The 22,101-nt window shown below is 41.9% G+C and carries 22 protein-coding genes and 1 pseudogene; 13 read left to right on the top strand and 10 right to left on the bottom strand.

Annotated features, from left to right (window positions below; translation table 11 throughout):
* From FTU44_RS07890 to FTU44_RS07915, 6 genes and pseudogenes are all read left to right on the top strand, one after another.
* A pseudogene (locus FTU44_RS07890) lies at positions 1–276 on the top strand (transposase); the annotation flags it as partial.
* A 307-nt stretch (positions 277–583) separates the two neighbouring features.
* Entirely contained in the window at positions 584–1,069 is a 486-nt protein-coding gene (locus FTU44_RS07895) for an NUDIX hydrolase (RefSeq protein ID WP_180050032.1), read from the top strand.
* A gap of 4 nt (positions 1,070–1,073) precedes the next feature.
* Positions 1,074–2,213, top strand: coding sequence for a tRNA 2-thiouridine(34) synthase MnmA (gene mnmA / locus FTU44_RS07900; RefSeq protein WP_005171681.1), 1,140 nt, complete (start codon positions 1,074–1,076; stop codon positions 2,211–2,213).
* Between the two features lie 7 nt (positions 2,214–2,220).
* Positions 2,221–2,952 (top strand): high frequency lysogenization protein HflD, encoded by a 732-nt coding sequence (hflD, locus tag FTU44_RS07905; RefSeq protein WP_005096468.1) that lies wholly within the window; start codon positions 2,221–2,223, stop codon positions 2,950–2,952.
* A gap of 54 nt (positions 2,953–3,006) precedes the next feature.
* Entirely contained in the window at positions 3,007–4,395 is a 1,389-nt protein-coding gene (purB, locus tag FTU44_RS07910; RefSeq protein WP_005096467.1) for an adenylosuccinate lyase, read from the top strand.
* 89 nt (positions 4,396–4,484) lie between these two features.
* Positions 4,485–5,117 carry a DUF2238 domain-containing protein gene (locus tag FTU44_RS07915; protein WP_180050035.1) on the top strand — a complete coding sequence of 211 codons (633 nt, stop codon included), beginning with the start codon at positions 4,485–4,487 and terminating at the stop codon, positions 5,115–5,117.
* 65 nt (positions 5,118–5,182) lie between these two features.
* On the opposite strand, the gene FTU44_RS07920 is transcribed toward FTU44_RS07915, so the two are convergent.
* The 10 genes from FTU44_RS07920 to FTU44_RS07965 all read right to left on the bottom strand — a co-directional run bounded on the left by FTU44_RS07920 (position 5,183) and on the right by FTU44_RS07965 (position 15,965).
* Positions 5,183–5,419, bottom strand: a complete 237-nt coding sequence (locus tag FTU44_RS07920; RefSeq protein WP_180050038.1) for a hypothetical protein — start codon at positions 5,417–5,419, stop codon at positions 5,183–5,185.
* Positions 5,420–5,446: 27 nt separating this feature from the next.
* Positions 5,447–5,908, bottom strand: a complete 462-nt coding sequence (locus tag FTU44_RS07925) for a hypothetical protein (RefSeq protein WP_005096462.1) — start codon at positions 5,906–5,908, stop codon at positions 5,447–5,449.
* A 109-nt stretch (positions 5,909–6,017) separates the two neighbouring features.
* Positions 6,018–6,980 carry a protease SohB gene (gene sohB, locus FTU44_RS07930; RefSeq protein ID WP_159138008.1) on the bottom strand — a complete coding sequence of 321 codons (963 nt, stop codon included), beginning with the start codon at positions 6,978–6,980 and terminating at the stop codon, positions 6,018–6,020.
* Between the two features lie 119 nt (positions 6,981–7,099).
* Positions 7,100–7,738: a hypothetical protein gene (locus FTU44_RS07935; RefSeq protein ID WP_180050040.1), complete on the bottom strand. Its 639-nt coding sequence runs from the start codon at positions 7,736–7,738 to the stop codon at positions 7,100–7,102.
* Positions 7,739–7,790: 52 nt separating this feature from the next.
* A complete protein-coding gene (gene pstB, locus FTU44_RS07940) occupies positions 7,791–8,705 on the bottom strand; it encodes a phosphate ABC transporter ATP-binding protein PstB (protein ID WP_005171697.1) in 915 nt (304 codons plus the stop codon).
* 13 nt (positions 8,706–8,718) lie between these two features.
* Positions 8,719–10,110, bottom strand: coding sequence for a phosphate ABC transporter permease PstA (gene pstA / locus FTU44_RS07945; protein ID WP_180050043.1), 1,392 nt, complete (start codon positions 10,108–10,110; stop codon positions 8,719–8,721).
* Positions 10,110–11,489: a phosphate ABC transporter permease subunit PstC gene (pstC, locus tag FTU44_RS07950; protein WP_074383000.1), complete on the bottom strand. Its 1,380-nt coding sequence runs from the start codon at positions 11,487–11,489 to the stop codon at positions 10,110–10,112. Before pstC ends, pstA begins: the two co-directional genes overlap by 1 nt.
* Positions 11,490–11,593: 104 nt before the next feature.
* Positions 11,594–12,625 (bottom strand): substrate-binding domain-containing protein, encoded by a 1,032-nt coding sequence (locus FTU44_RS07955; protein ID WP_005171700.1) that lies wholly within the window; start codon positions 12,623–12,625, stop codon positions 11,594–11,596.
* A 430-nt stretch (positions 12,626–13,055) separates the two neighbouring features.
* The gene (locus FTU44_RS07960) at positions 13,056–14,588 is read right to left on the bottom strand and encodes an aspartate aminotransferase family protein (RefSeq protein ID WP_005096455.1); all 1,533 of its coding nucleotides are present in this window, start codon (positions 14,586–14,588) and stop codon (positions 13,056–13,058) included.
* Between the two features lie 3 nt (positions 14,589–14,591).
* On the bottom strand, positions 14,592–15,965 hold the full coding sequence (locus FTU44_RS07965) for a diaminobutyrate--2-oxoglutarate transaminase (protein ID WP_005096454.1): 1,374 nt from the start codon (positions 15,963–15,965) through the stop codon (positions 14,592–14,594).
* A gap of 476 nt (positions 15,966–16,441) precedes the next feature.
* On the opposite strand from FTU44_RS07965, the gene FTU44_RS07970 reads away from it, so the two are divergent.
* From FTU44_RS07970 to FTU44_RS08000, 7 genes are all read left to right on the top strand, one after another.
* Complete coding sequence (locus FTU44_RS07970; protein ID WP_005096452.1) at positions 16,442–17,146, top strand: SIMPL domain-containing protein; 705 nt, start codon at positions 16,442–16,444, stop codon at positions 17,144–17,146.
* Between the two features lie 164 nt (positions 17,147–17,310).
* A complete protein-coding gene (locus tag FTU44_RS07975) occupies positions 17,311–17,907 on the top strand; it encodes a phosphatase PAP2 family protein (protein WP_180050045.1) in 597 nt (198 codons plus the stop codon).
* 267 nt (positions 17,908–18,174) lie between these two features.
* Complete coding sequence (locus FTU44_RS07980; protein WP_180050048.1) at positions 18,175–19,338, top strand: site-specific integrase; 1,164 nt, start codon at positions 18,175–18,177, stop codon at positions 19,336–19,338.
* Between the two features lie 6 nt (positions 19,339–19,344).
* Positions 19,345–20,223, top strand: coding sequence for a hypothetical protein (locus FTU44_RS07985; protein WP_180050051.1), 879 nt, complete (start codon positions 19,345–19,347; stop codon positions 20,221–20,223).
* A gap of 122 nt (positions 20,224–20,345) precedes the next feature.
* Positions 20,346–20,639: an AlpA family transcriptional regulator gene (locus tag FTU44_RS07990; protein ID WP_180050054.1), complete on the top strand. Its 294-nt coding sequence runs from the start codon at positions 20,346–20,348 to the stop codon at positions 20,637–20,639.
* 229 nt (positions 20,640–20,868) lie between these two features.
* A complete protein-coding gene (locus tag FTU44_RS07995) occupies positions 20,869–21,135 on the top strand; it encodes a hypothetical protein (protein ID WP_042053870.1) in 267 nt (88 codons plus the stop codon).
* A gap of 217 nt (positions 21,136–21,352) precedes the next feature.
* A complete protein-coding gene (locus tag FTU44_RS08000; protein ID WP_180050057.1) occupies positions 21,353–21,979 on the top strand; it encodes a hypothetical protein in 627 nt (208 codons plus the stop codon).
* The last annotated feature ends 122 nt before the right edge of the window (positions 21,980–22,101 follow it).

Below are 22,101 nucleotides of genomic sequence, written 5' to 3' on the forward strand. Positions count from 1 at the left end.
TAAATTACATCTGATTATCAACAATTTAGGTGAAATTATTAATCCCAAACTTAGATCGGGAAATGTTCACGATGTTGCTGTACTGGAATCTTCAACTCAAGAATTAAAAGGAGTTTTACTCGGAGATAAGGCTATTTGAGCAAAGCTGAAGCTTTAGCAGCCAGAAGACTAAAAATATTGCCCCCATCACGCAGGAATATGAAAAACAAACCCGTTCATACTGAAGAAGAAAAACAATTGCCTTGTAAAAGAGAATTGATTGAAACAGTGAATGATCTGTATTAGCTCAAACCTGAGCTGACAGTTATACATTTTTTTATTGGATCTTTCAGGTTAAATTTGAGCTTTTAATTGATAATTCCCTGCCCCCCACTTCCTTTCTAGTACACTTTTTAAACTCATCCACTTTCTGATAAGCGAAGATCAAAACACATTAATAGCACTGATTCCTACATGGTAGAATCCCATTCATCTTAAAACCTCTAATCACAATCATTTAAACAATCAAAGAAACCCCCTCTCATCATAGCCACACACCCCAAAATTTTATACAATAGTGCATCTTTATCCATGGTGCTGTTCTATGACCGCTTGGACTGCTCACGTCACTGTCGCAACCGTCATCGAAAAAGACGGAAAATTCCTGTTTGTCGAAGAACATACAGAAGCTGTGACACACACCGTATTTAATCAGCCAGCAGGTCATGTGGAATGCGGTGAAACCATTATCGAAGCCGCAATTCGTGAAACCATGGAAGAGACCGGACATACGGTTGAAGTGACCCATCTTTTAGGGATGTATACCTATACCCCGCCGATGTTTCCTGATCGTACTTATTTTCGTTTCTGCTTTTTAGCCAAATCCACTGACTACGACCCAAATGCCGCTTTAGATACAGATATTGTCGGCGCAGTCTGGATGACATTGGACGAACTGAAAGAATCAGCGCGTGCCCGTAGTCCCCTGGTGATTAAAGCCGTGCAAGATGCCCTGTCAGGTCAAAAATACCCTTTATCGCTCATTTACGAGCACCAAAACTCTCCCTTAATTTCAAATTTGGATGCCTAATCCTATGCAACAACGTGTCATCGTCGGTATGTCGGGTGGTGTAGATTCATCTGTTTCTGCTGCGCTTTTACTTCAACAAGGTTATCAGGTTGAAGGTCTTTTCATGAAGAACTGGGAAGAAGATGACGGCACAGAATATTGCACGGCGATGGATGACCTTGCCGATGCTCAGGCCGTCTGCGACAAAATCGGGATTAAACTGCATACCGCAAACTTTGCCATGGAATATTGGGATCGTGTATTCGAGCATTTTTTAGCAGAATATGCGGCTGGCCGTACCCCAAACCCAGACATTTTATGTAATAAAGAAATTAAATTCCGTGCCTTTCTAGATCATGCGGTGAACTTGGGTGCAGACTTTATTGCCACAGGTCATTACTGTCGTCGCGGTGCAACCATGACCAATTCGCGCGGTGAAGAATACGCACCACTCTTACGTGGTGTTGATCAGAATAAGGATCAAACCTATTTCCTGCATGCCGTACATGGTCGTGAAATTAACAAGACATTATTCCCTGTCGGTGAAATTGAAAAGCCGCAAGTCCGCAAAATCGCTGAAGAATTAGATCTTGCTACGGCAAAGAAAAAAGACTCGACCGGGATCTGCTTTATTGGCGAACGCCGATTTAATGACTTCTTGAAGCAATATTTACCGGCACAACCCGGAAAAATCGTGCTGGAAGACGGTAAAGAGGTTGGTGATCATCACGGCTTAATGTACTATACGCTCGGTCAACGCGGCGGCATCGGTATTGGCGGAATGAAAGGCGTCGCGGAAGGTGCCTGGTTCGTATTACATAAAGATATCGAAGGCAATCGTCTGGTGGTGGGTCAAGGCCATGAGCACCCACTGATGCAAAGCACCATGCTTTGGAGTGAAGCGATTGACTGGGTGGCCGGCGAGCAGGATATTCCTGAAACAGGTTTCCGTTGCTCGGCCAAAACCCGTTACCGTCAGACTGATCAAGCCTGTACGGTGTACCAAGATTCAGAATCACCCAATGGTGTACGTGTGGAGTTTGATGAACCACAACGTGCAGTGACCCCAGGTCAAAGTGTGGTGTTTTATTCAGGTGAAGTTTGTTTAGGCGGTGGTGTGATTCATCATACCAATGCACCTAAACCTGATTTTATAAAAGGATGAATTCGGCATGACGGAGTTACCATTTCAACCAGCCACAACGTTGAATACTCGTCAAAATCGCGCTTTGGCGTTAGCGGGTGTGTTTCAGGCCACCCAGCTGACCCATATGACCGCATTGAGTGGTCAGCAAAGTATTGGTGAAAACGGTAACTTTTATTTTGAACAGTTGATTAAAGCCAGTCTCAATATTCGTCCCGGCAATAACGAAAATGCCCAGACCCTAGACTTTTTTAATCAACTGGCCGATATTTCCTTAGGCTTAAAAACATTAGAAAGCAGCATTATTCAACCCTTCAATACTTCGCCAAAATCCAGAATTCCAAAACTTTCCAGCACCAAACTTCCAATGAGCTATGCCATGGCACTTCTTCAATTAGAAAAGAAGGTCTATAGCAATCCCAAATTTGTTGAAATTATTGAACAGTCCCAACAGAAAATTCTCAGACAGCTTTCCTTTTTCGATAACAATTACCTGCACCCCAGCATCATTGCCAATCTGGCTCAAACCTATGTCGATACTGCGGGATCAATCAATCCGCGCATCATGGTTCGTGGCAATGCCGAAGCCTTTAAAGATGCCGGACACACCAACCGCATCCGTGCTTCCCTCTTTACCGGTTTACAAATGGCGCACCTGTGGCGTCAGCTCGGTGGCAGCTCCTGGGGCATGGTATTTGGCAAACGCAAGTTGCTAAAAGATATTCAGAATCTGGCGCGTTTACAGTTTCAGGTGGTTTAACTGATACTGCACGTGTTTCGTTTTACGTTTAATTCCAAAATCTAAGGAATCGATATGAACGCTTTAACTGCACTTTCTCCACTAGATGGACGTTACGCGAGCAAATGTGATGCTCTACGTCCCTTTCTTTCTGAGTTTGGTTTAATCCATGCTCGTGTGACTGTTGAAGTGCGTTGGTTACAGGCGCTTGCGAACCATCCGGAAATTACTGAAGTTCCGGCGTTTTCAGGCGAAACTAATGCAGCGCTTGATGCGATTGTAAGCAATTTCTCTGAAGATGATGCCAATCGTATCAAAGAAATTGAACGCACCACCAACCACGACGTTAAAGCGGTTGAATATTTCCTGAAAGAAAAAATTGCCAATATCGACGAATTGAAAAATGCCGGTGAATTCATTCACTTTGCATGTACGTCTGAAGATATTAACAACCTGTCACATGCTTTAATGCTGAAAAGCGGTCGTGATGTACTGGTTGCATCTATGCAGCAAATCATTGATTCAATTGTTGCACTTTCTGAAAAGCATGCTGACCAGCCAATGTTGTCTCGTACGCATGGTCAAACTGCAAGCCCAACGACGTTGGGTAAAGAAATGGCGAACGTGGCTTACCGCCTTGCACGTCAAATCAAACAGTTCAAAAATGTTGAACTTCTAGGCAAAATCAATGGTGCAGTAGGTAACTACAATGCGCACTATTCTGCTTATCCAGACATCAACTGGCCTGCGCATTCACAAGCATTTGTGGAATCTTTGGGTCTAGATTTCAACCCGTACACCACACAAATCGAGCCACATGATTATATGGCTGAACTGTTTGATGCCCTGCGTCGTTTCAACACTATTCTGATCGATTTCAACCGTGATGTTTGGGGTTATATCTCGCTTGGTTTCTTCAAGCAAAAGCTAAAAGATGGCGAAGTCGGTTCTTCAACCATGCCACATAAAGTAAACCCGATTGACTTCGAAAACTCTGAAGGTAACTTGGGTCTTGCCAATGCTGTACTTGCACACCTTGGGGAAAAACTGCCAATTTCTCGCTGGCAGCGTGACCTGACTGACTCTACTGTGCTGCGTAACATGGGTGTTGGTTTTGCACAAAGCTTAATTGCTTTCGAAGCATGTGCTAAAGGTATCGGCAAACTTGAACTCAATGCTGCACGTATCAATGAAGACCTGGACAATGCGCAAGAAGTATTGGCTGAACCAATTCAAACAGTAATGCGTCGTTACAACGTTGAAAAACCATACGAAAAATTAAAAGCCCTGACTCGTGGTCAGGCCATGACTCGCGACATGATGGTTGATTTCGTAAACGGTAACGAGTTAGAAGCGGTTCCAGCTGCTGATCGTGCGCGTCTAGCTGAAATGACACCTGCTTCTTATACAGGTAATGCTGCTGAACAGGCCAAACAAGTGGCTGAGCTGATTGCTAAAATCTAATTTAAAATAAGACCAAAAGGCGAAGCTCAGGCTTCGCCTTTTTATTTATAATGTATTTTATTCTAAAAACGATATTTCATCATAACGACATGATTGAGCAGCGACTTTCCGCCAAGCATTATGCGAGCCTGGGCATTTTAATTCTTGCTATTATATTGGCCAGTATTCATCCTTTAGAACTGGAAGCTTATCTCTTGCATCAGGCCGGTACAGCTTTCATGCTTATCATGCTGCTGGTCTGTCTATATAAAATTGGGCTGCATTTTTTAAGTTTTAATTTATATATCCTTTTCCTGATTGTTCATGTGATTGCTGCACACTATCTGTATTCCTATGTGCCTTATAACCAGTGGATTGAGCAGATTTTTGGCTTTCATCTGAATGAAGCAATGCATTGGTCACGCAATATGTTTGACCGTTTTGTTCATCTGGCCTACGGATTACTCCTTTACCCCATTTTCTATCGCCTGTTTCAGGTCTGGTTGCCGCAGCAAAAACCTGTGGTCATTTTCCTGCTGGTGATTCAGTTTGTGGTGGCCAGTAGCATGATCTATGAATGGCTGGAATGGTTGATCGCGATTGGCTTATCTCCCGAAGAAGCGGAGAACTACAATGGACAGCAAGGTGATAGCTGGGATGCGCATAAAGACATCTTGCTTGCCACATTAGGCGCGATATTTACGGGTAGTCTCATGCTCTTACAAAGAAGCCCACCGAAGTGAGCTTTTAAAATCAAAATCTCATTGAATTAAGGTTTGTACTCAACTATTACATTCATATTCTGCAATTATGGGAGTGGGCAATATTGCATCCAGTCATCTTTCATTTTTTGCAGTTCATTACCCGTCAACATTTCGCTGTAATAAATAAAATAGCTTGCATCAGGATATTGAATTTCATGTCTATACATCATCCCACGTAGAGAAATAGAAAATTCTTCTGGGAAATCATCCAAGTTCAATTCTTCAAACTCGTAATTAAAATAACAGTTTTGTGTTGCAAGATATGCTTCAGCTATAGCCATGTTTCTGCTCTAACAATAAAATATGCTTTATTTTATCCGATTAGCTGTAGGGATGTTTTGCATTTCAGTCGGTTCAATCCATTGAACAAACTTAGATTCTGACAAATGTGGATATTTGAACTTATCTAAATATTCAAAGCAGACCTTTTGAGCTTTCGGCATTTTCTCTAGATGCTGATCGAAGAGTAAATGGCGACTATATTGAGCACCATCAAAGCGAATAATCACACCTTCAAACTCCTTACCACCTCGAGTTTTATGCACCTGATAAGACTGCACCACACCACATGCCTTCGATGGAATAACAGGCGGATCATCTGGCTTTAACACAGCATATAGAATAAAGAGACATGTCCCTGGGATAAAACCCAGCCAAAATAAAAGTTTTTTTTGATCTTCATTTTGTAACTTGGCTTCAGCGTACAATGCACATGCTATCGGACAGATCGCGATAGTCAGAAAACCTAAAACAAGAATAAGGGTGAGCATGCCAGTAAAAGCCGCATTGAATTAGATCTTTTATAGTATACTAACAATAACTTAAGGCATAAAAAAGCTCACCGCAGTGAGCTTTAATATATATTCAATTTTAACTGAATTAGAGTTTAGGATCGCGCATCTGTACCAGATTTGCATTGGCTTTGCTTAAGCTTTCCATGACCTTATTCATTACGGTTGGAATCAATGAATCCGCAATTTGCGCTGCCTGTAAACCCAGCTTTTCACCCAAGGTTGGTTTCTTGCGGGTCTGGATCGAATAAACATCATGTTGCGTTAGCAAGTGCAGTAAATATTCATCTGAAGTTTGCAGTTTATCTACCAAGTTTAAATCCAGTGCATCACGACCATACCAATGCTCACCGGTTGCCACTTTTTCCACATTCAGCTGCGGACGGTATTTTTCTACGAAATGTTTGAATAAAGCATGCGTTTGCTGTAACTCTTCTTCAAACTTGGCCTTCCCTTCTTCGGTGTTTTCACCAAACATGGTCACGGTACGTTTGTACTGGCCTGCGGTATAGAGTTCAAAGTCGATTTTATTGTCTTTCAGCAGACGGTTAAAGTTAGGCACTTGAGCCACCACCCCAATCGAACCGACAATCGCAAATGGTGCAGACACAACTTCATTTGCGATACACGCCATCATATAACCGCCACTGGCTGCTACTTTATCGACACAGATGGTCAAGTGAAAACCGGCATCACGTAAACGTACCAGTTGAGCAGCGGCCAGACCGTAGCCATGCACCATACCACCCGGGCTTTCTAAACGCACCACAACACGGTCACGACCCGCTTTAGCCGTGGATAAAATCAGGGTAATTTCTTCACGTAAACTTTCGACCGCAGAAGCGGCCATATCGCCTTTAAAGTCCAAGACATAGATTTTTTGATTGGTTTTCTTGCGTGCACGTGCTTCTTTTGACAGCTGTTGTGACAACTGCAAAAGCTCCAGTTTAGAGCCAGTCGTTTGCGCTATTTTTTTTCGTTGTTCATTGATACGCGCATTTAAATGACTGACACGGATTTCAGCGGGCAGTTTCGGACTATGAAATAACATAAAAAATCTATTCTCTATTTAATTCGGCTTATATCCTTAGATTAGGTCAATTCTGATTTTTTCAACAGCATTTATTGATCTTGTTGCCAAGCATGTCCACGACGAATCAATAATTTATATTAATTCATAATTTCATGAATCGCGAACAAACGAAAATACCAAATAAATAAAAGTGTATAGATTACAGCTATAATCAAAGCATTCATTGGCCACCAGGTTAATATAATAAAACCTCGATGACTTGTCCCCGAAGGGGTCATCAATGAATATACCGCAATAAAAAAAATGATCGTAATAAGCACAAAGAAGTATTCACCAAAACGCGTATGCATTAATGGTTTCTTGCCCTTCTCTTGTACTTTTAGATAACGATGAAATTTAAATTGAGCATGTGCTGTAATATAAACACGCCATTTTTGTTTAACTTCAGTATTATATTTTTGATGCTTTAACATATAAAAAATCACAAAGCCCAAGAAAGTATTCACGATCACAAACACGTCATAGAGCCAACGATGATAGTTGGTCATTCCCTGACTTTGTGAAGTAATGAACAAGCCTTCATAAGGGACAATCAAGGCTAATATGATACTGAACAGCACCATCACTAAATCAAAATATTGATGCATATAAGCCGTTCCAAAAAGCACATAGAACATATCTTTCATCGCGATTTGCGTCAGTTTAGCTTTTTCTTTAAATTCAGGGGTCTGTTGCATTGTCATTATAAATTTTAAAAAACTTATAGAACATAACAAAAAAAACAGAATCCTAAGATTCTGTTTTAAAAGATTTATTTTTAAAATCGTATTAACCAAAACGCCCTGTAATATAAGCTTCAGTCAATTGATGATCTGGTTGGGTAAAGACTTTTTCGGTCGCATTCACCTCAATTAAATCACCCAGATGGAAATACGCAGTACGGTCAGATACACGCGCTGCCTGTTGCATGGAGTGGGTTACAATCGCAATGGTATATTGAGTTGAAAGCTCAGAAATCAGCTCTTCTACTTTTGCTGTTGCAATTGGATCCAGCGCAGAACATGGTTCATCCATCAGAATCACTTCAGGCGAAACTGCGATGGTACGCGCGATACATAAACGTTGCTGCTGACCACCTGACAAACCTGTTCCCGGCTGATTCAAACGGTCTTTTACTTCTTCCCATAACCCGGCTTTACGCAAACTGCCTTCGACAATTTCTTCAAGATCGTATTTATCACGTGCAAGACCATGTAATTTCGGGCCGTAAGAAACGTTGTCAAAAATAGACTTTGGAAACGGGTTTGGCTTCTGGAACACCATACCGACCTGAGCACGTAGCAAGACCACATCCAGGTTTGGATCATAAATGTCCTGATTGTCCAGCATGACTTTACCGGTCACACGACAACTGTCAATGGTGTCATTCATGCGGTTTAGGGTACGCAGAAAGGTTGACTTACCACAGCCTGATGGCCCAATAAAAGCAATCACTTCATTTTCATAAATGTTCAGGTCAATGCCTTTAATCGCTTCCGCTTCACCATAGTACACATGCACATCAGATGTACTCAGTTTCACATTTGTCGACTTTTCATCTTTTTTGCTGCTACTTTGCGTATCGAATTGGGAGACAAACGATGTTGCTGGCTTTTGTGTAGCCTCATCATTAGTGAATTGTGTCTGTTGTGGATTCACGGATTGATCCTTTTTTAAGGAGTTTTGAATAACAGTTGTGTTCATGATTCTGCCCCTATTACCAACGGACTTCAAACTTTTTACGTAACCAGATGGCCAGACTGTTCAAGCTGATCATCATGGCCAGAAGTACAATAATTGCTGCTGCGGTACGCCCTTCAAAGAAGTTACGTAACTCATTGCCCTGCCATAAGAAAATCTGCACAGGTAACGCTGTAGACTGATCAAATGGTGTGGCTGGAACGCTGGCAACAAAAGCACTCATCCCGATTAATAACAATGGTGCGGTTTCACCTAATGCCTGCGCGACCCCGATAATGGCACCAGTTAAAATACCCGGCAAAGCCAATGGCAAGACATGATGGAAAACCGTTTGCAGTCGTGAAGCACCCAAGCCCAACGCTGCCTGACGAATCGAAGGTGGAACCGCTTTAAGCGATGCACGTGTGGTGATGATGACAGTTGGCAAAGTCATCAGACTCAGCACTAGACCACCGACCAGAGGGGCCGATAGCGGTAAATGCATCCAGCCAATAAAGATCGCGGCACCCAGCAAACCAAACACAATCGATGGGACTGCTGCCAGGTTGTTGATGTTGACTTCGACAATATCGGTAATCCAGTTTTTCGGCGCAAACTCTTCCAGATAGATCGCAGATGCCACTCCGATCGGAATCGAGATAAAAATCACGATCATCATCATGAACAGCGAGCCCATGAAAGCGCCTGCCAAACCTGACGTTGCCGGTGAACTACGCGAGTCAGGACTGGTAAAAATGTTAGTATTGAAACTGTTTTCGATTACACCTGAGGCTTTCATCTCGTCCGCCACCTGGCGTACTTCAGGATTGAGCTGCTGCTGTTCTGCTGGTAACGAGCGATCAATATTACCCGCCAGCCAGACATCGACATTGGCATCTGCCAGAATTTTAACCTCTGTGCTTTGACCGACCAGACTTGGATCATTCATGACCATGTCACGTAAGCGATAAGCCTCAGAACTAGTATATAAATAACCCAGTTCATCACGCTGACTTTCCAGCTTGCTGTCTCTGGCGATCATGCCGTTGATGATCAGTGCATCCCAGTCCACCATGCCGACATCCATTTGCCAGGCAATCATACGCTCTTCAAACTGCGCCGGAGACTCCCCCGCAGCTGGCTTGGGTTTTGGACCAATCTCTACAATGGCCGGATCGAAATGAATCGGCAAACTCATGCTGCTTTGCCAGAAGGCAGGCAAACCTTTGGATAAAATACTGCCGAAGAGCAATACCACAAAGAACAGACCGGCCAATACCGCAGAGAAACCAAATAGACGGAATGTTTTTTCTTTACGATGACGTCGCCCCAAAGAGCTTTGAATGGTCTTCTTACGCTTTTCACGCAGCTCGGCAGCGACGGATGGATCAACACGCTGATCCACAGGCGTTGTATTTGAAGTACTCATTAGTCGTATTGCTCACGATATTTACGCACAATGATCAGTGCAACAATGTTCAAACCTAGGGTAATCACAAATAAGGTCAGTCCCAGGGCAAAGGCCACAAGTGCTTGCGGACTGGCAAAGTCGGTATCACCTGTTAATTGATTGACGATGGTAATGGTGACCGTAGATACGGCTTCAAGTGGATTGGCATGCAGCTGCGGACTGTTCCCCGCTGCAAGTACCACGATCATGGTTTCACCAATTGCACGGGATGCTGCCAACAGGAAGGCACCAATAATACCCGGCAAAGCTGCAGGTAAAACCACCTGACGGATCGTTTCAGATTTGGTTGCACCTAGCCCCAGAGAACCATCACGTAAGGCACGTGGCACCTGGGTAATAATGTCATCGGATAGAGAAGATACGAATGGAATAATCATGATGCCCATCACCAGACCCGCGGTCAGCGCACTGGTGGCATTAATTTCGAGTCCGACCATGGCACCCATGGCTTTAAGAAATGGACCGATGATCATCAAGGCAAAGACACCATAAACAATCGTAGGAATACCCGCCAACACTTCAATGGTCGGTTTTGCCCAAGAGCGGAAGCGCGGTGATGCATATTCTGCCAGATAGATCGCAATCATCAGACCGACCGGTACCGCAACCAAAAGTGCGATCGCACTGACCATGAGCGTACCCCACAGCAGTGGCAATAAACCGTAACTGCCCTCGGCACTGCCAGAAGTGCTAAACCCCGGGTTCCATTCGGTACCAAAGAAGAAATCCAGTGGACTGACGAAGCTGAAGAAGCGCATCGCCTCACCAAACATCGACATGACAATCCCGAGCGTGGTCAGAATTGCCACGCCCGAACACAATGCCAAGCCGATATTCATCATTTTCTCGACTTGGTTACGTGCGCGGAATTCCTGGCTAATACGTTTTTTGGCCCAGACCAGACCTGCCAGTGCAGCCGAAATCACCACTGCCAATTTGGCAAAAGTCCCAATGGTCGAAAATTTAGCTAACTGTTCTGCTGCGGCCAGTTCATAGGCTGCAGGTGTATCACTGACACCGAAACCTGAGGCAAGTGCCTGAACACGATCAACAACAACGCCCAGACTCGCCGGATCCAGATTGGCCGAAATATCCTGCGGCAAATGGTTGAGTACCACTTGCTCCAGAAAACTTGGCTCAACCATATTCCAAACAATCAAAATTAAAAACGCAGGGATACCACACCACAGTGCCACCAGTGCACCATAATATCCGGGACGCGAGTGTAAGTTTGCAGAATTGCTTCCCTTACCTGCTAAGTTACGGCTTTTACTTAATCCGATTTGATAGGCTATGGCCATAATGGCCAATAACACACCTATAAGTAGCAGATTCATGTATTCTCCACTGTTTTCTCAATTTTCATGGTTTGAAAAAACTTGTTTATCGCAAAAAGCCGATGGTAGGTTGACCCTACCACCAGCGATTTCAAAATCATCGATTATTTTACAATGACCGCTTTACCAGCCTTGAAATTTGCAAGGACTGCTGCGCGTTCTTTATCAGACATTGAAATCAGACCTGCTTTTTCCAGCTTAGAGCCCTTACCTGATACCTTCTTGTTCAGGAAGTATTCAGTGAACTGTGGTAAGCCTTTGATCGATTTCAAGTGTTCGCCTTTCACGTAGAAGAACAATGGACGTGATACCGGATAAGCACCATTCAAAATCGTTTTTTCAGAAGGTGCTACATTGTTCACAGTTGCAACACGTAAGCGGTCACGGTTCTGGTCATAAAAGCCCAGGCCAAACACACCGACTGCACTTGGAGAAGTTTTCAAACGTGCCAGTGTCTCGGTATAGTCGCCTGCAATTTCAACTACACGGCCATCTTTACGGAATGTGGTACATGCTTTTTTCTTGGCATCTTTGTCTAGAGACTTAATTGCAGCATACGATTCACAACCTGCATCCACCATTTTCTCCTGGAACACTTCGCGCGTACCATGATTCGAAGCAGGAATCACCAGCGTGATCGGCTCATTCGGAAGTGCTTTATCGATTTGGTTCCAGCGTGTATACGGGTTTGCTACCATTTTTCCATTTGATGGAAGTTGTGCAGCAAGTGCAGCGAAGACATGCTGTGGACGCAACTTATAAGCAGCCTTGTTAGCATTTGAAGCAAATACGATACCGTCATAACCGATTTTGATTTCTAATACTTGGTTAACGCCGTTCTTTTTACATTCAGCCAGCTCGGTAGATTTGATTTGACGCGAAGAGTTCGCGATATCAATGGTGTTATCACCCACGCCATTACAGAACTGCTTTAAACCACCTGACGAACCGCCAGAACCGACCACTGGTGTTTTGAATTGTGGGAAGGTATTACCGAATTCTTCCGCCACGATACTGGCATATGGAAGTACAGTTGAAGAACCTGCAATTTGAATCGTGTCACGAGCTGCATGTGCAGTCGTTACAGCAGCTGCCCCTGTTAATGCCAATGCTAAAGCTATATTTGTAAAGCGCATTCTAGTATCTCTCTCATTTATACAATTTGGAGTACGCCACTTTTTATTCAGTTTTGTACTTCTTTCGATACCTGCATTTTGATTTTAGAATATGACAGATAAGTTACAGCTTTATTACGATTTAGTGATTTTTAATCTAGCAGTTTTTTCTTGATTAAATTTTTATGGATTTCAATGATTAAGTTCTTTTTGTCATTCACTTCAATAAAAAATTTTAGACCAATGACATGTAACAATTTTTATAAACCTGAACTCAGGATAAATCCTGCTCCCTAGCATTACATAATTAGATGACGATTTTATAACAGCTTAAAATAAGTACATATACTCGGTATTTTTCTGATGAATCTACCTATAGAATTGATCATTCTATGACTCAAAAATAAAAAAAGGAGATCATTTCGATCTCCTTTTTTCACACCACCATCACTTATGCAATGGGTGGCGTATAAGTACCATCAGCAATTGAATCTTTGATACGATCCGCTTCTGCAAGCACCAGTGCCAGCAAGTTCTTCACGTTATCCAGCGTTGCAACCGGGCTTAAAGTCGTCATTTTCAAGGATTGAACCTGAGCGACTTTCGTCACACCAATATTCGCTTCACCACGTGCAAACAGCTCATCTGCCACGTTCTGGTTCAGTGTATCTAAAAGTTCAACCGGATAGCCCGCTGGAACCACACGGAACAGCACAGAAGCGAATTGTGGCTCAAGCAGAAGCTCCAGACCGTCAGTCACTTTAATATAATCTGCCACATCACGCGTCAAACCAACACCGTGATCGATCATCGAACCATAAAGCTCTTCGCCTAATGCTTCAACCGTCATCCACAATTTCAAGGCATCAAAACGACGCGTGGTTTGTAGTGACTTCGACACCAGGTTAGGAACACCATGTTCTTCATCATAGGCAGAGTTCAAGTACTCCGCTTCATAATGCATGAAACGGTAGTTTGCTTCGTCTTTCAGCAAGAACGCGCCACACGAAATGGTCTGAAAATAATGCTTATGGAAATCGAGCGTAATCGAATCAGACAGCTCGATACCATCTAACATATCGCGATGATCGTTAGACAGAATTAAAGCACCACCCCAAGCTGCATCGATGTGCATCCACGCGCCATATTGGTTGGTGATTTCACGGACTTTCTTCAGTGGATCGATTGCACCTGCATCGGTTGTACCTGCAGTTGCCACCACACATGCCACGATTTTGCCTTCGTTTTGAAGGTGCGCCATGGTTTTCTCAAGTGCGTCCATGTCCATGCGCGCATTTTCGTCCACAGGAACAGTCACTACAGACTGGAAACCCATGCCCATCATCGCCATGTTCTTTTGCACAGAGAAATGTGCATTTTCAGAACAGATGACTTTGACATTACGCATCGCATCCGCAGGAATACCATCACGCTGAACCGACCACGGCTTACCGTTTTCGTCTTTCCAGTTTTTCGCGATGCAAGCATCACGTGCCAGCAGTACGCCCATCAGGTTAGACTGTGTACCACCAGAGGTAAATACGCCTGCCTGGCCTGCGCCATAGCCTACTTTTTGACGTAACCAATCGATTAACTGAACTTCCATCAGTGAACCGGCCGGGCTTTGATCCCATGAGTCCATTGACTGGTTGGTTGCATTAATCAGTACTTCCGCAATCTGGCTGGTCACCATGGTTGGACAATGCAAATGCGCAAGCGAATGCGGATGATGAACTTTTAAACTTTTATTCAGAAAAAGCTCAACCATACGCTCTAAAGATTTCTCTACACCCAACCCCTGTTTAGAAGGATTAAACGCAATCGCGCTGCGCAGCTCGTTAATGCTGCCACCCGTGTACATTTTGTCATTTTGCAACCATGCTGCAACCGCTTTGGTCGCTTGATCCATGGCTGACTGATAGTCAGCGATGGATGCAGCATCATTACAAAGTAAAGCTTTACGATGTTCTGCAAAATCTACCATGAATTATGCGCCTCGAACTGCAACAAGAGCTTCAGCAACTGCTTTCTTAAAGCGAGCAATCACTTCAACACATTCGTCATGCGTGATGATCAATGGGCAAAGTAAACGAATTACCGTACCGTTACGACCACCTTTCTCAAGCAATAATTTATTGTTGAAACATGCCGTCTGGATCGCTGCTGCCAATTGACCATCAGCAGGTAAAGAACCCATGTGATCTGCCTTTTGGCGCTCGTCCACAATTTCAACACCAATCATCAAACCGCGACCGCGCACGTTACCAATACATGGGAATTCGGCAGCTAATTTTTTAATCTCAGCTTGCAGGAAATCACCGCGTTCTTGGGCATTTTGCGCCAGGTTTTGTTCTTTAATGGTATTGATCGTTGCAAGACCTGTACCCATTGCCAACTGGTTACCACGGAACGTACCGGTATGACCTGCTGGCTGCCAAGCATCAAACTTACGTTTAATACCGAGTACTGCGAGCGGCAAGCTACCACCAACAGCTTTAGACATCACCACCACATCAGGTTCGATGCCCGCATGTTCAAAGGCAAACATTTTACCTGAACGTGCAAAGCCCGCTTGAACTTCATCAAGAATCAACACGATGTTGTGCTTTTCAGTCACTTCACGGATTTTCTTCAACCATTTCACAGGTGCAGTTACCACACCGCCTTCCCCTTGAATTGCTTCAAGAATCACAGCTGCCGGTTTAGTCACGCCGCTTTCTACATCTTCAATGAAGTTTTCAAAGAAATACGTTAAAGCGTCAACACCCGCTTCACCACCAAGACCCAATGGGCAACGGTATTCATGCGGATACGGCATGAATTGAACGCCTGGCATCAAACCGTTAACTGCGTTTTTCGCAGACAGGTTACCGGTCATGGCCAATGCACCATGCGTCATACCGTGATAGCCACCAGAGAAGCTGATCACCGAGCTACGACCGGTAAAGGTTTTCGCAAGTTTGATGGCTGCTTCTGTTGCATCTGCACCGGATGGGCCACAGAACTGCAAGCAGTATTCTTCTTGACCACCTGGAAGATAAGAAAGAAGTGCTTCAGTAAAAGCATCTTTTAAAGGCGTAGTTAAATCCAGTGTATGCAATGGCAAGCCGCTTGCAATTGTATCCTGGATACTTTGAATGACTGCAGGATGATTATGGCCCAATGCCAACGTCCCTGCCCCAGCTAAACAATCAAGGTACTCAGTACCTTCAACATCGGTAACCCAGCAACCTTGTGCTTTCGCTATCGCTAACGGTAATTTACGTGGATAACTACGCACATTCGATTCCATCTGACTTTGGCGAGTCAAGTAGTATTCGTTTGTGGAATTGGTGGCAGGGTTTACAGAAGTAACGCTCATATCGAATTACCATCTCTGATATGGGTGAAAGAAATAAGTCTGGTGACGTTTGGTCCTTTGACTCGGCGCTTTATAAAGAGGTTCTAGCTAGCAGTTTGTATTTAAATAACTAGGAGGCGGATGATACCGAATTTTTCAGGAAAATAAACAACTTTCAGTTGCATTTTGTCCTAATCTTTATCGAAAAAAAACATCACACCAACCTATAACCTGAATGATCATCTTACAGTGTGACAGCAGAAAGAAAAGCGGGTTCTTTTATGCTTTTTTGTAGCACAGCTAACATTCAGGCAAAAAAGCTTAAAATCCACCATTAAGCACTTAATTATTAACGATAAACATAAATCAAGTAAGAGTGTAAAATGAAAGAAAATTTAACACTCTTACCACAAATATTTCGTAAAAAGATCACAATTGAGATTTAATATTTTAACAACGGCTTAGATGGCCAATTTTAAGAAAAACAGGACAATTTCATGCGTCTCTTAGCACTTACCAGTTTTATCCTTGCATCTACCTTGGCCACAGGCGCATTTGCAGCTCCGGCTGAATCGCTGAATTACAATGTTGTGAATCTTTCAGCAGAGGCCAGTCGTGAAATCTCAAATGATGAAATGCATGCCGTGCTTTATATTGAAAAATCCAACAAACAGCCAGCTGAATTGGCTACACAAATTAACCAGCTAATGAATCAGGCCATTACCACAGCGCGCAAATATCCAACTGTGAAAATCGAGACGGGCGCACAAAGCACTTACCCTATTTATGACAATGATAACCGCAAATTGAAAGAATGGCGTGGACGTGCCCAGATTCGTCTGGAATCGAAAGATTTTAAAGCGGCGTCTCAACTGATTGCTGAATTACAACAGCACTTCCAGACCCAGTCAATTAACTTCAAAGTTTCAGACGAAAAGCGCAAAAAAGTTGAAAATGAGCTGATGATTGAAGCCTCTAAAAACTTCCAGCAACGCGCACAGGCCCTGACTCAAGCTTGGAACAAACCGAGTTATCAACTGGTAAACTTAAATCTGAATACCAATAACTATTCACCACAACCTGTACCGCGTATGGCCATGATGAAAGCTGCATCGGCGGATATGGCTGTTCCAGAGCAGGAAGTTGCTGCGGGTGAATCGCAAATGACGGTGAGTGCCAATGGTGCGATTCAGTTTAAATAAGATTTCATCATATTATTCGGATTTTTAAGAACCACTCTTTTGAGTGGTTTTTTATCATGTGAATATTCTTTAAAAAGCGAGGCTACAAATTCATACAAACTCAGGTAGGAATTGAGGTTTGACCGGTTTAGAGTAACGGACATTTGTTCCAGTCCTCTCTGCTCATGTCCCTTGACCAACTGAATCTTTACCTGTTTCATATCTTAAATGTACCCGACCAAGCCTCAATCTGGATGATCAACTATGCCTCCCTGATTGCGCATGATCTGGTGTATCTTTTTTTGCTGATTTTTGCTATTGCCTGGTTCCGTGGTAGTTACGAAGTAAAAACAGGGATTATAAAAGCCTTCATCTTTACAGCTATTACCTTATTGATGAGTGAAGTATTGTCTGCGATCCTTAATACCCCACGCCCGTTTGTGATAGATGTTGGTCGCACTCTGATTGAACATGCACCGACTGGTTCTTTTCCCAGCAACCATATGAGTATTTTTAGCGGGATTGCCTTCGCCTATTATTTTTCACCGCAGCGAGACTTGGGACGAATTCTAATCTGGACAGCTTGGCTGGTAGCGTGGTCGCGTGTTTATGTCGGTGTGCATTTTCCGATGGATATGCTGGGTGCATTCCTGATTGCAATAACAGTAAATTTAGCTGGATTACCATTGTGGTGGAAATATCAGGATAAACTCATGCAGTTTATTTTAACTATTCATCAGTCACTGTTTGCGCCATTAATCCGGATGGGCTGGATTAAATAAATCGCATTAAGATGTCATAAAAAATCCCGCTCGAAAGCGGGATTTTTTATGATTGAAATTTAAATCTGAATGACTTAGTAAATCGCCATATGATTGCGATCTACTTTAAATAACACTCAAAAACATTAAGCTAAAAATTAATCATAAGTTATTATTTTAAATATATTTTATTGAATTTTACCATCCTAACAATTACCATCAATAACACTCCAAAACCACCTACCAAGTAGTTAAGTTGGTAGTTAAATTTTCATAGATAAGATATATATGCTCACCGTAAAGCAAATTGAAGCTATTCAGCCCCTTGCCAATAAAACTCTTAAAAACTTTGATAGTGAATTGCTATATCTCTTCACTTCTACGACCGGTCGTAAAGTTTGGAAAGTGATTTACACTTTTAATGGTAAGAAAAATACAACTACACTGGGCGAATACCCGATATTTTCAGCTAAGGAAGCTCGCCTAAAACGTGATGAAATAAAGAAACAAATTGCGGAAGGAATTGATCCCAACCAAAAGAAAAAAGCAGACAAGATTCAAAAGTTATCATGTATCTCTTTCGGAGAATTAATTACGAAATACATAGATGAAGTTGCGCCGTCGCATAAAGGTGCTGACAAAGAAATTTCTCGTCTGCATAAACTTATGAATGATTACCCAAAACTAATGCAGAAACCGATAACGGACGTTAATCAGCTAGATATGATTGAGCTTCGAAATGATCGGCTTTCCAAAGTGTCACCTTCAACGGTAGGACGTGACTTAGGTGTATTGGGTGGTGTATTCAAATATGCACGTCAAGAATTACGTATTCTTAAAACCAGCCCATTATTGGATGTAGCCAAACCAACTCAAGCCCCTCATAGAGAGCGTCGAATCACACAAGAAGAAATTAATACTATCCTTCTCGGCTTTAATTACGATGCGACATATCAACCGCTCACTAAACGCCAACAAGTCGCTTGGGCATTTTTATTCGCCTTAGAAACTGCAATGCGAGCAAGTGAAATCACCAATATGCAATGGTACAATGTATACGAAGATCACGTACTTCTACCCGATACGAAAAATGGTACAGCAAGAAAAGTTCCGCTTTCTAGACGCGCTATTCAACTACTCGTATTAATGAAAGGATTAGATAACGATAAAGTTTTAACCATTTCCGATAGATCAAATGCCCTATCGCACGATTTTTGGCTTGTTGTAAGTAATAGATTGGGGATTACTGATTTAAACTTTCACGATACAAGGCATGAAGCTACTACACGCCTTGCGAAGAAACTTCCAATTCAAGATTTAGCAAAAGTTACCGGTCATAAAGATTTAAAAATGCTGATGCGTTATTACAATCCGACCGTACAAGAACTAGCGCAAAGACTTAATGAATTGGATGATCCAAACATTATCCCGTTTAAGCAAAAAGTCGTTTAACCCTCTATGAACTACACCATTACTCAAGCAATTAAAAAGCTTTCTAATCACAGCACAACAGATGATTATTTCAATTTATGTCGTTTGATACGTGATGGCATAATTCATACTTGCTTTGATGTATATGGTGTAGCGGTTGCAGTAGTTGAAGAAACTAACCAGCCTTTACCCAATAAAGAAGTTATTGGAATTCGTTTTCTAAATGAAAGTGACAACTTAATGGTTACCCCCAATAGATGCTATAAAAATGCCATTTGTGATCTCATATTAGATAAGATTGATAAAGTTGATATTCCATTAGCAAGAGACAGTATTTCCAATAAATATGATTATGTTTTATTAAAAGGTGTTAAGACCGACAACATTCATTTAATTACAACCCAACTAAAAGATTGGCACATTATTGTAGAAAATCCTGTTAATCTTTCGGAAGACACCTATACACAAAGACAAACAACAGTCAGAGACCTAGAAAGATTTAATATATTCGCTTCGTTTACTCTTACAAAACTAAGCCTCTTAATCTCAAAACAATCACTAGATACATATTTAGACACATTAAATGTCAATAAAACTAAAAAGAAAACCGTCAGTGATAGCTATGTCGAGGCTAAAAAATTAGTAGAAGACCTTTCAAATAAGTGCTGGCAAGCTGATTCAAATCAAATTCTCACCAAATCCTTAATAGCGGAAAAAATCAAAGATAAACTTAAAGGCTCGAAGTATGAATATGAGTTACCACAGCGATTAACATCATTAGAAAAAAAATGGATTGCGCCTCGACCTGAAACCTTTAAAGAAAGAAAAGGAAAACCCTGTGGAGAAGAAAAAACTCAGGGAATTATTCTTTTAAACCGAATTTTAGAATTAGATGATCAAAATTAATACGGACTCAAAAAGTTTAACCCTATTAACTTATTTTTATTAAAAATTAAATAACAATAATAGAACACCATTAGCTCGTAGCTAATCAGAAATGAAGTTTAGCAACTCTGATGGTGTTCAAGATGAATCTCTCTACCTCCCTACTTATTCAGGCAAATGTAATTACTTCGGCACCTGCTACTCCGGAGAAGATCCATATCTGTAAAACAGGTAAATCAGCAGGACAAATCCGTAAATTTAAAGCAAAACCCGAACGCCGTGGCTTATTACCCATTACAAGCAAAACACTTTGGTTATGGGTAAAACAGAATAAGTTCCCTCAGCCATTTTCTATCAATGGTTTAACAGTTTGGGAATCTCAAACCGTACTTGATTGGATCGAAGCACATAAGCATAAGGCTTCTAAAAATGCCTAGTGAAATGTTTTTATCTCAAAGTGAATCAGCCAAATTCTTATCTTTGCATTTAGGAAAGACACAAAAGTACTGGTACAGAAGACTGACCAAAAATCTATACCGTCCGAGTCTTTTACATGGGTACAGAATCACTGTCCATGTAGTGGATGGCAAACCAATGTACGCACTACCTGCTCTACGTGAGTTTGTGCGTATTAATCAACCTTCAACTTAAACAAAGGAAATAGCGATGAAAATCGAAATGCTAAACGAACAAGCACACCAAGCGCAAAATGCACACTTGAAAACTGTAATCTTAGGAGCTGTAAAAAAGCTTGCTCAGATTAAAGTCAATGAATTTAAGCCACATTTTTCGCACTTCATTGATAGTTCTATTGATTTTATGCTTCATTACACTGAAATCAACGGCGTAGATGTAACCGAGGAAGAACTTATTCAAGCTTACTTACACAATGCCAAAGAAATGGAGCGAATTAATGCAAAGCTCTTTAATTAATCATGAAGATCTCGCGGATCTTCTATTATCTAGCAGTAAAGTAATGATGGTAAACCAAACTCAATCATCGATTACCTACAGCATTGAACGTAATGGTAAGGAATTAATTCTTATCAACACTCCGAATGAAAATTACTTAATTCAGTAATTTACCATCAATCCAAAAGGGCGGTTATTCAACTGCCCTTTTGTTTAATTTTTTCATATTGAAATGATTATGAAACATCTAACACACCATCAATTTGAAACCCTAGTTCGAAATGGACAAGATCCATATGATGACGAGTTACAAAAAATTTTACTCGATTTAGAAATCGAAGAGTTTTCAGAAGATACCGAGAAAAAATCTCCATATGAACAAAGTTATGTAGATCTATGCTCAAGATACGCTGACAATGCGAATCAAGCTGATCAACTCGAAACCGTTATTTTCTCTGATATTCATAGCTACGATTTCAAAGCAATGAATATCCAAATCAAAGCTCAGGTCGATTTCATTGATTTATACTTTGAAATTGGTAAAACGAGTACACGGCATGACATCAAGAAATTTCTGACAGAGAAAACTGGTATTACTCATTACATCTCTGAATACGAAACTGGTTTCATAATTAGATTGCATGACATGAATTCCTTAAGTGCACTACGGCGCCGTATCAGCTACTTGAGACATTTTGAATGCAAGATTGACAGCTTTAAAATCATGCAGATTGAACTGGCAATTGACTTCTACAATTTCAAGCATAGAGCACTCACTACAGCCCTTTTTAAGTCAATCCGATTACCTAGTACCGTAGAAAATTTACGTGTCTATAAGAGCCAATTAGGCGTATTTACACCTTGAACCGTACCGGGTTTGTCGGAGACCAAACTTTCTGAGAGAATGTCCCGATGAAAAAAGTAAAATATACCCCTGAAATCAGAGATAGAGCGGTTCAATTATTGATTGAATCCGAAAAAGATTAT

It is taken from the genome of Acinetobacter sp. YH12105, assembly GCF_013419095.1.
In the GTDB taxonomy this organism is placed as follows: Bacteria; Pseudomonadota; Gammaproteobacteria; order Pseudomonadales; family Moraxellaceae; genus Acinetobacter; species Acinetobacter pseudolwoffii.

Bases quoted from the DNA above. Each gene is read 5' to 3' on its own strand.
- FTU44_RS07915 (WP_180050035.1), top strand. From the start codon at position 4,485: ATGATTGAGCAGCGACTTTCCGCCAAGCATTATGCGAGCCTGGGCATT.
- FTU44_RS07970 (WP_005096452.1), top strand. From the start codon at position 16,442: ATGCGTCTCTTAGCACTTACCAGTTTTATCCTTGCATCTACCTTGGCC.
- FTU44_RS07895 (WP_180050032.1), top strand. From the start codon at position 584: ATGACCGCTTGGACTGCTCACGTCACTGTCGCAACCGTCATCGAAAAA.
- purB (WP_005096467.1), top strand. From the start codon at position 3,007: ATGAACGCTTTAACTGCACTTTCTCCACTAGATGGACGTTACGCGAGC.
- FTU44_RS07920 (WP_180050038.1), bottom strand. From the start codon at position 5,419: ATGGCTATAGCTGAAGCATATCTTGCAACACAAAACTGTTATTTTAAT.
- pstB (WP_005171697.1), bottom strand. From the start codon at position 8,705: ATGAACACAACTGTTATTCAAAACTCCTTAAAAAAGGATCAATCCGTG.
- hflD (WP_005096468.1), top strand. From the start codon at position 2,221: ATGACGGAGTTACCATTTCAACCAGCCACAACGTTGAATACTCGTCAA.
- pstC (WP_074383000.1), bottom strand. From the start codon at position 11,489: ATGAATCTGCTACTTATAGGTGTGTTATTGGCCATTATGGCCATAGCC.
- mnmA (WP_005171681.1), top strand. From the start codon at position 1,074: ATGCAACAACGTGTCATCGTCGGTATGTCGGGTGGTGTAGATTCATCT.
- FTU44_RS08000 (WP_180050057.1), top strand. From the start codon at position 21,353: ATGAAACATCTAACACACCATCAATTTGAAACCCTAGTTCGAAATGGA.
- FTU44_RS07995 (WP_042053870.1), top strand. From the start codon at position 20,869: ATGAAAATCGAAATGCTAAACGAACAAGCACACCAAGCGCAAAATGCA.
- FTU44_RS07975 (WP_180050045.1), top strand. From the start codon at position 17,311: ATGTCCCTTGACCAACTGAATCTTTACCTGTTTCATATCTTAAATGTA.
- FTU44_RS07960 (WP_005096455.1), bottom strand. From the start codon at position 14,588: ATGGTAGATTTTGCAGAACATCGTAAAGCTTTACTTTGTAATGATGCT.
- FTU44_RS07925 (WP_005096462.1), bottom strand. From the start codon at position 5,908: ATGCTCACCCTTATTCTTGTTTTAGGTTTTCTGACTATCGCGATCTGT.
- sohB (WP_159138008.1), bottom strand. From the start codon at position 6,980: ATGTTATTTCATAGTCCGAAACTGCCCGCTGAAATCCGTGTCAGTCAT.
- FTU44_RS07955 (WP_005171700.1), bottom strand. From the start codon at position 12,625: ATGCGCTTTACAAATATAGCTTTAGCATTGGCATTAACAGGGGCAGCT.
- FTU44_RS07965 (WP_005096454.1), bottom strand. From the start codon at position 15,965: ATGAGCGTTACTTCTGTAAACCCTGCCACCAATTCCACAAACGAATAC.
- FTU44_RS07990 (WP_180050054.1), top strand. From the start codon at position 20,346: ATGAATCTCTCTACCTCCCTACTTATTCAGGCAAATGTAATTACTTCG.
- FTU44_RS07985 (WP_180050051.1), top strand. From the start codon at position 19,345: ATGAACTACACCATTACTCAAGCAATTAAAAAGCTTTCTAATCACAGC.
- FTU44_RS07980 (WP_180050048.1), top strand. From the start codon at position 18,175: ATGCTCACCGTAAAGCAAATTGAAGCTATTCAGCCCCTTGCCAATAAA.
- pstA (WP_180050043.1), bottom strand. From the start codon at position 10,110: ATGAGTACTTCAAATACAACGCCTGTGGATCAGCGTGTTGATCCATCC.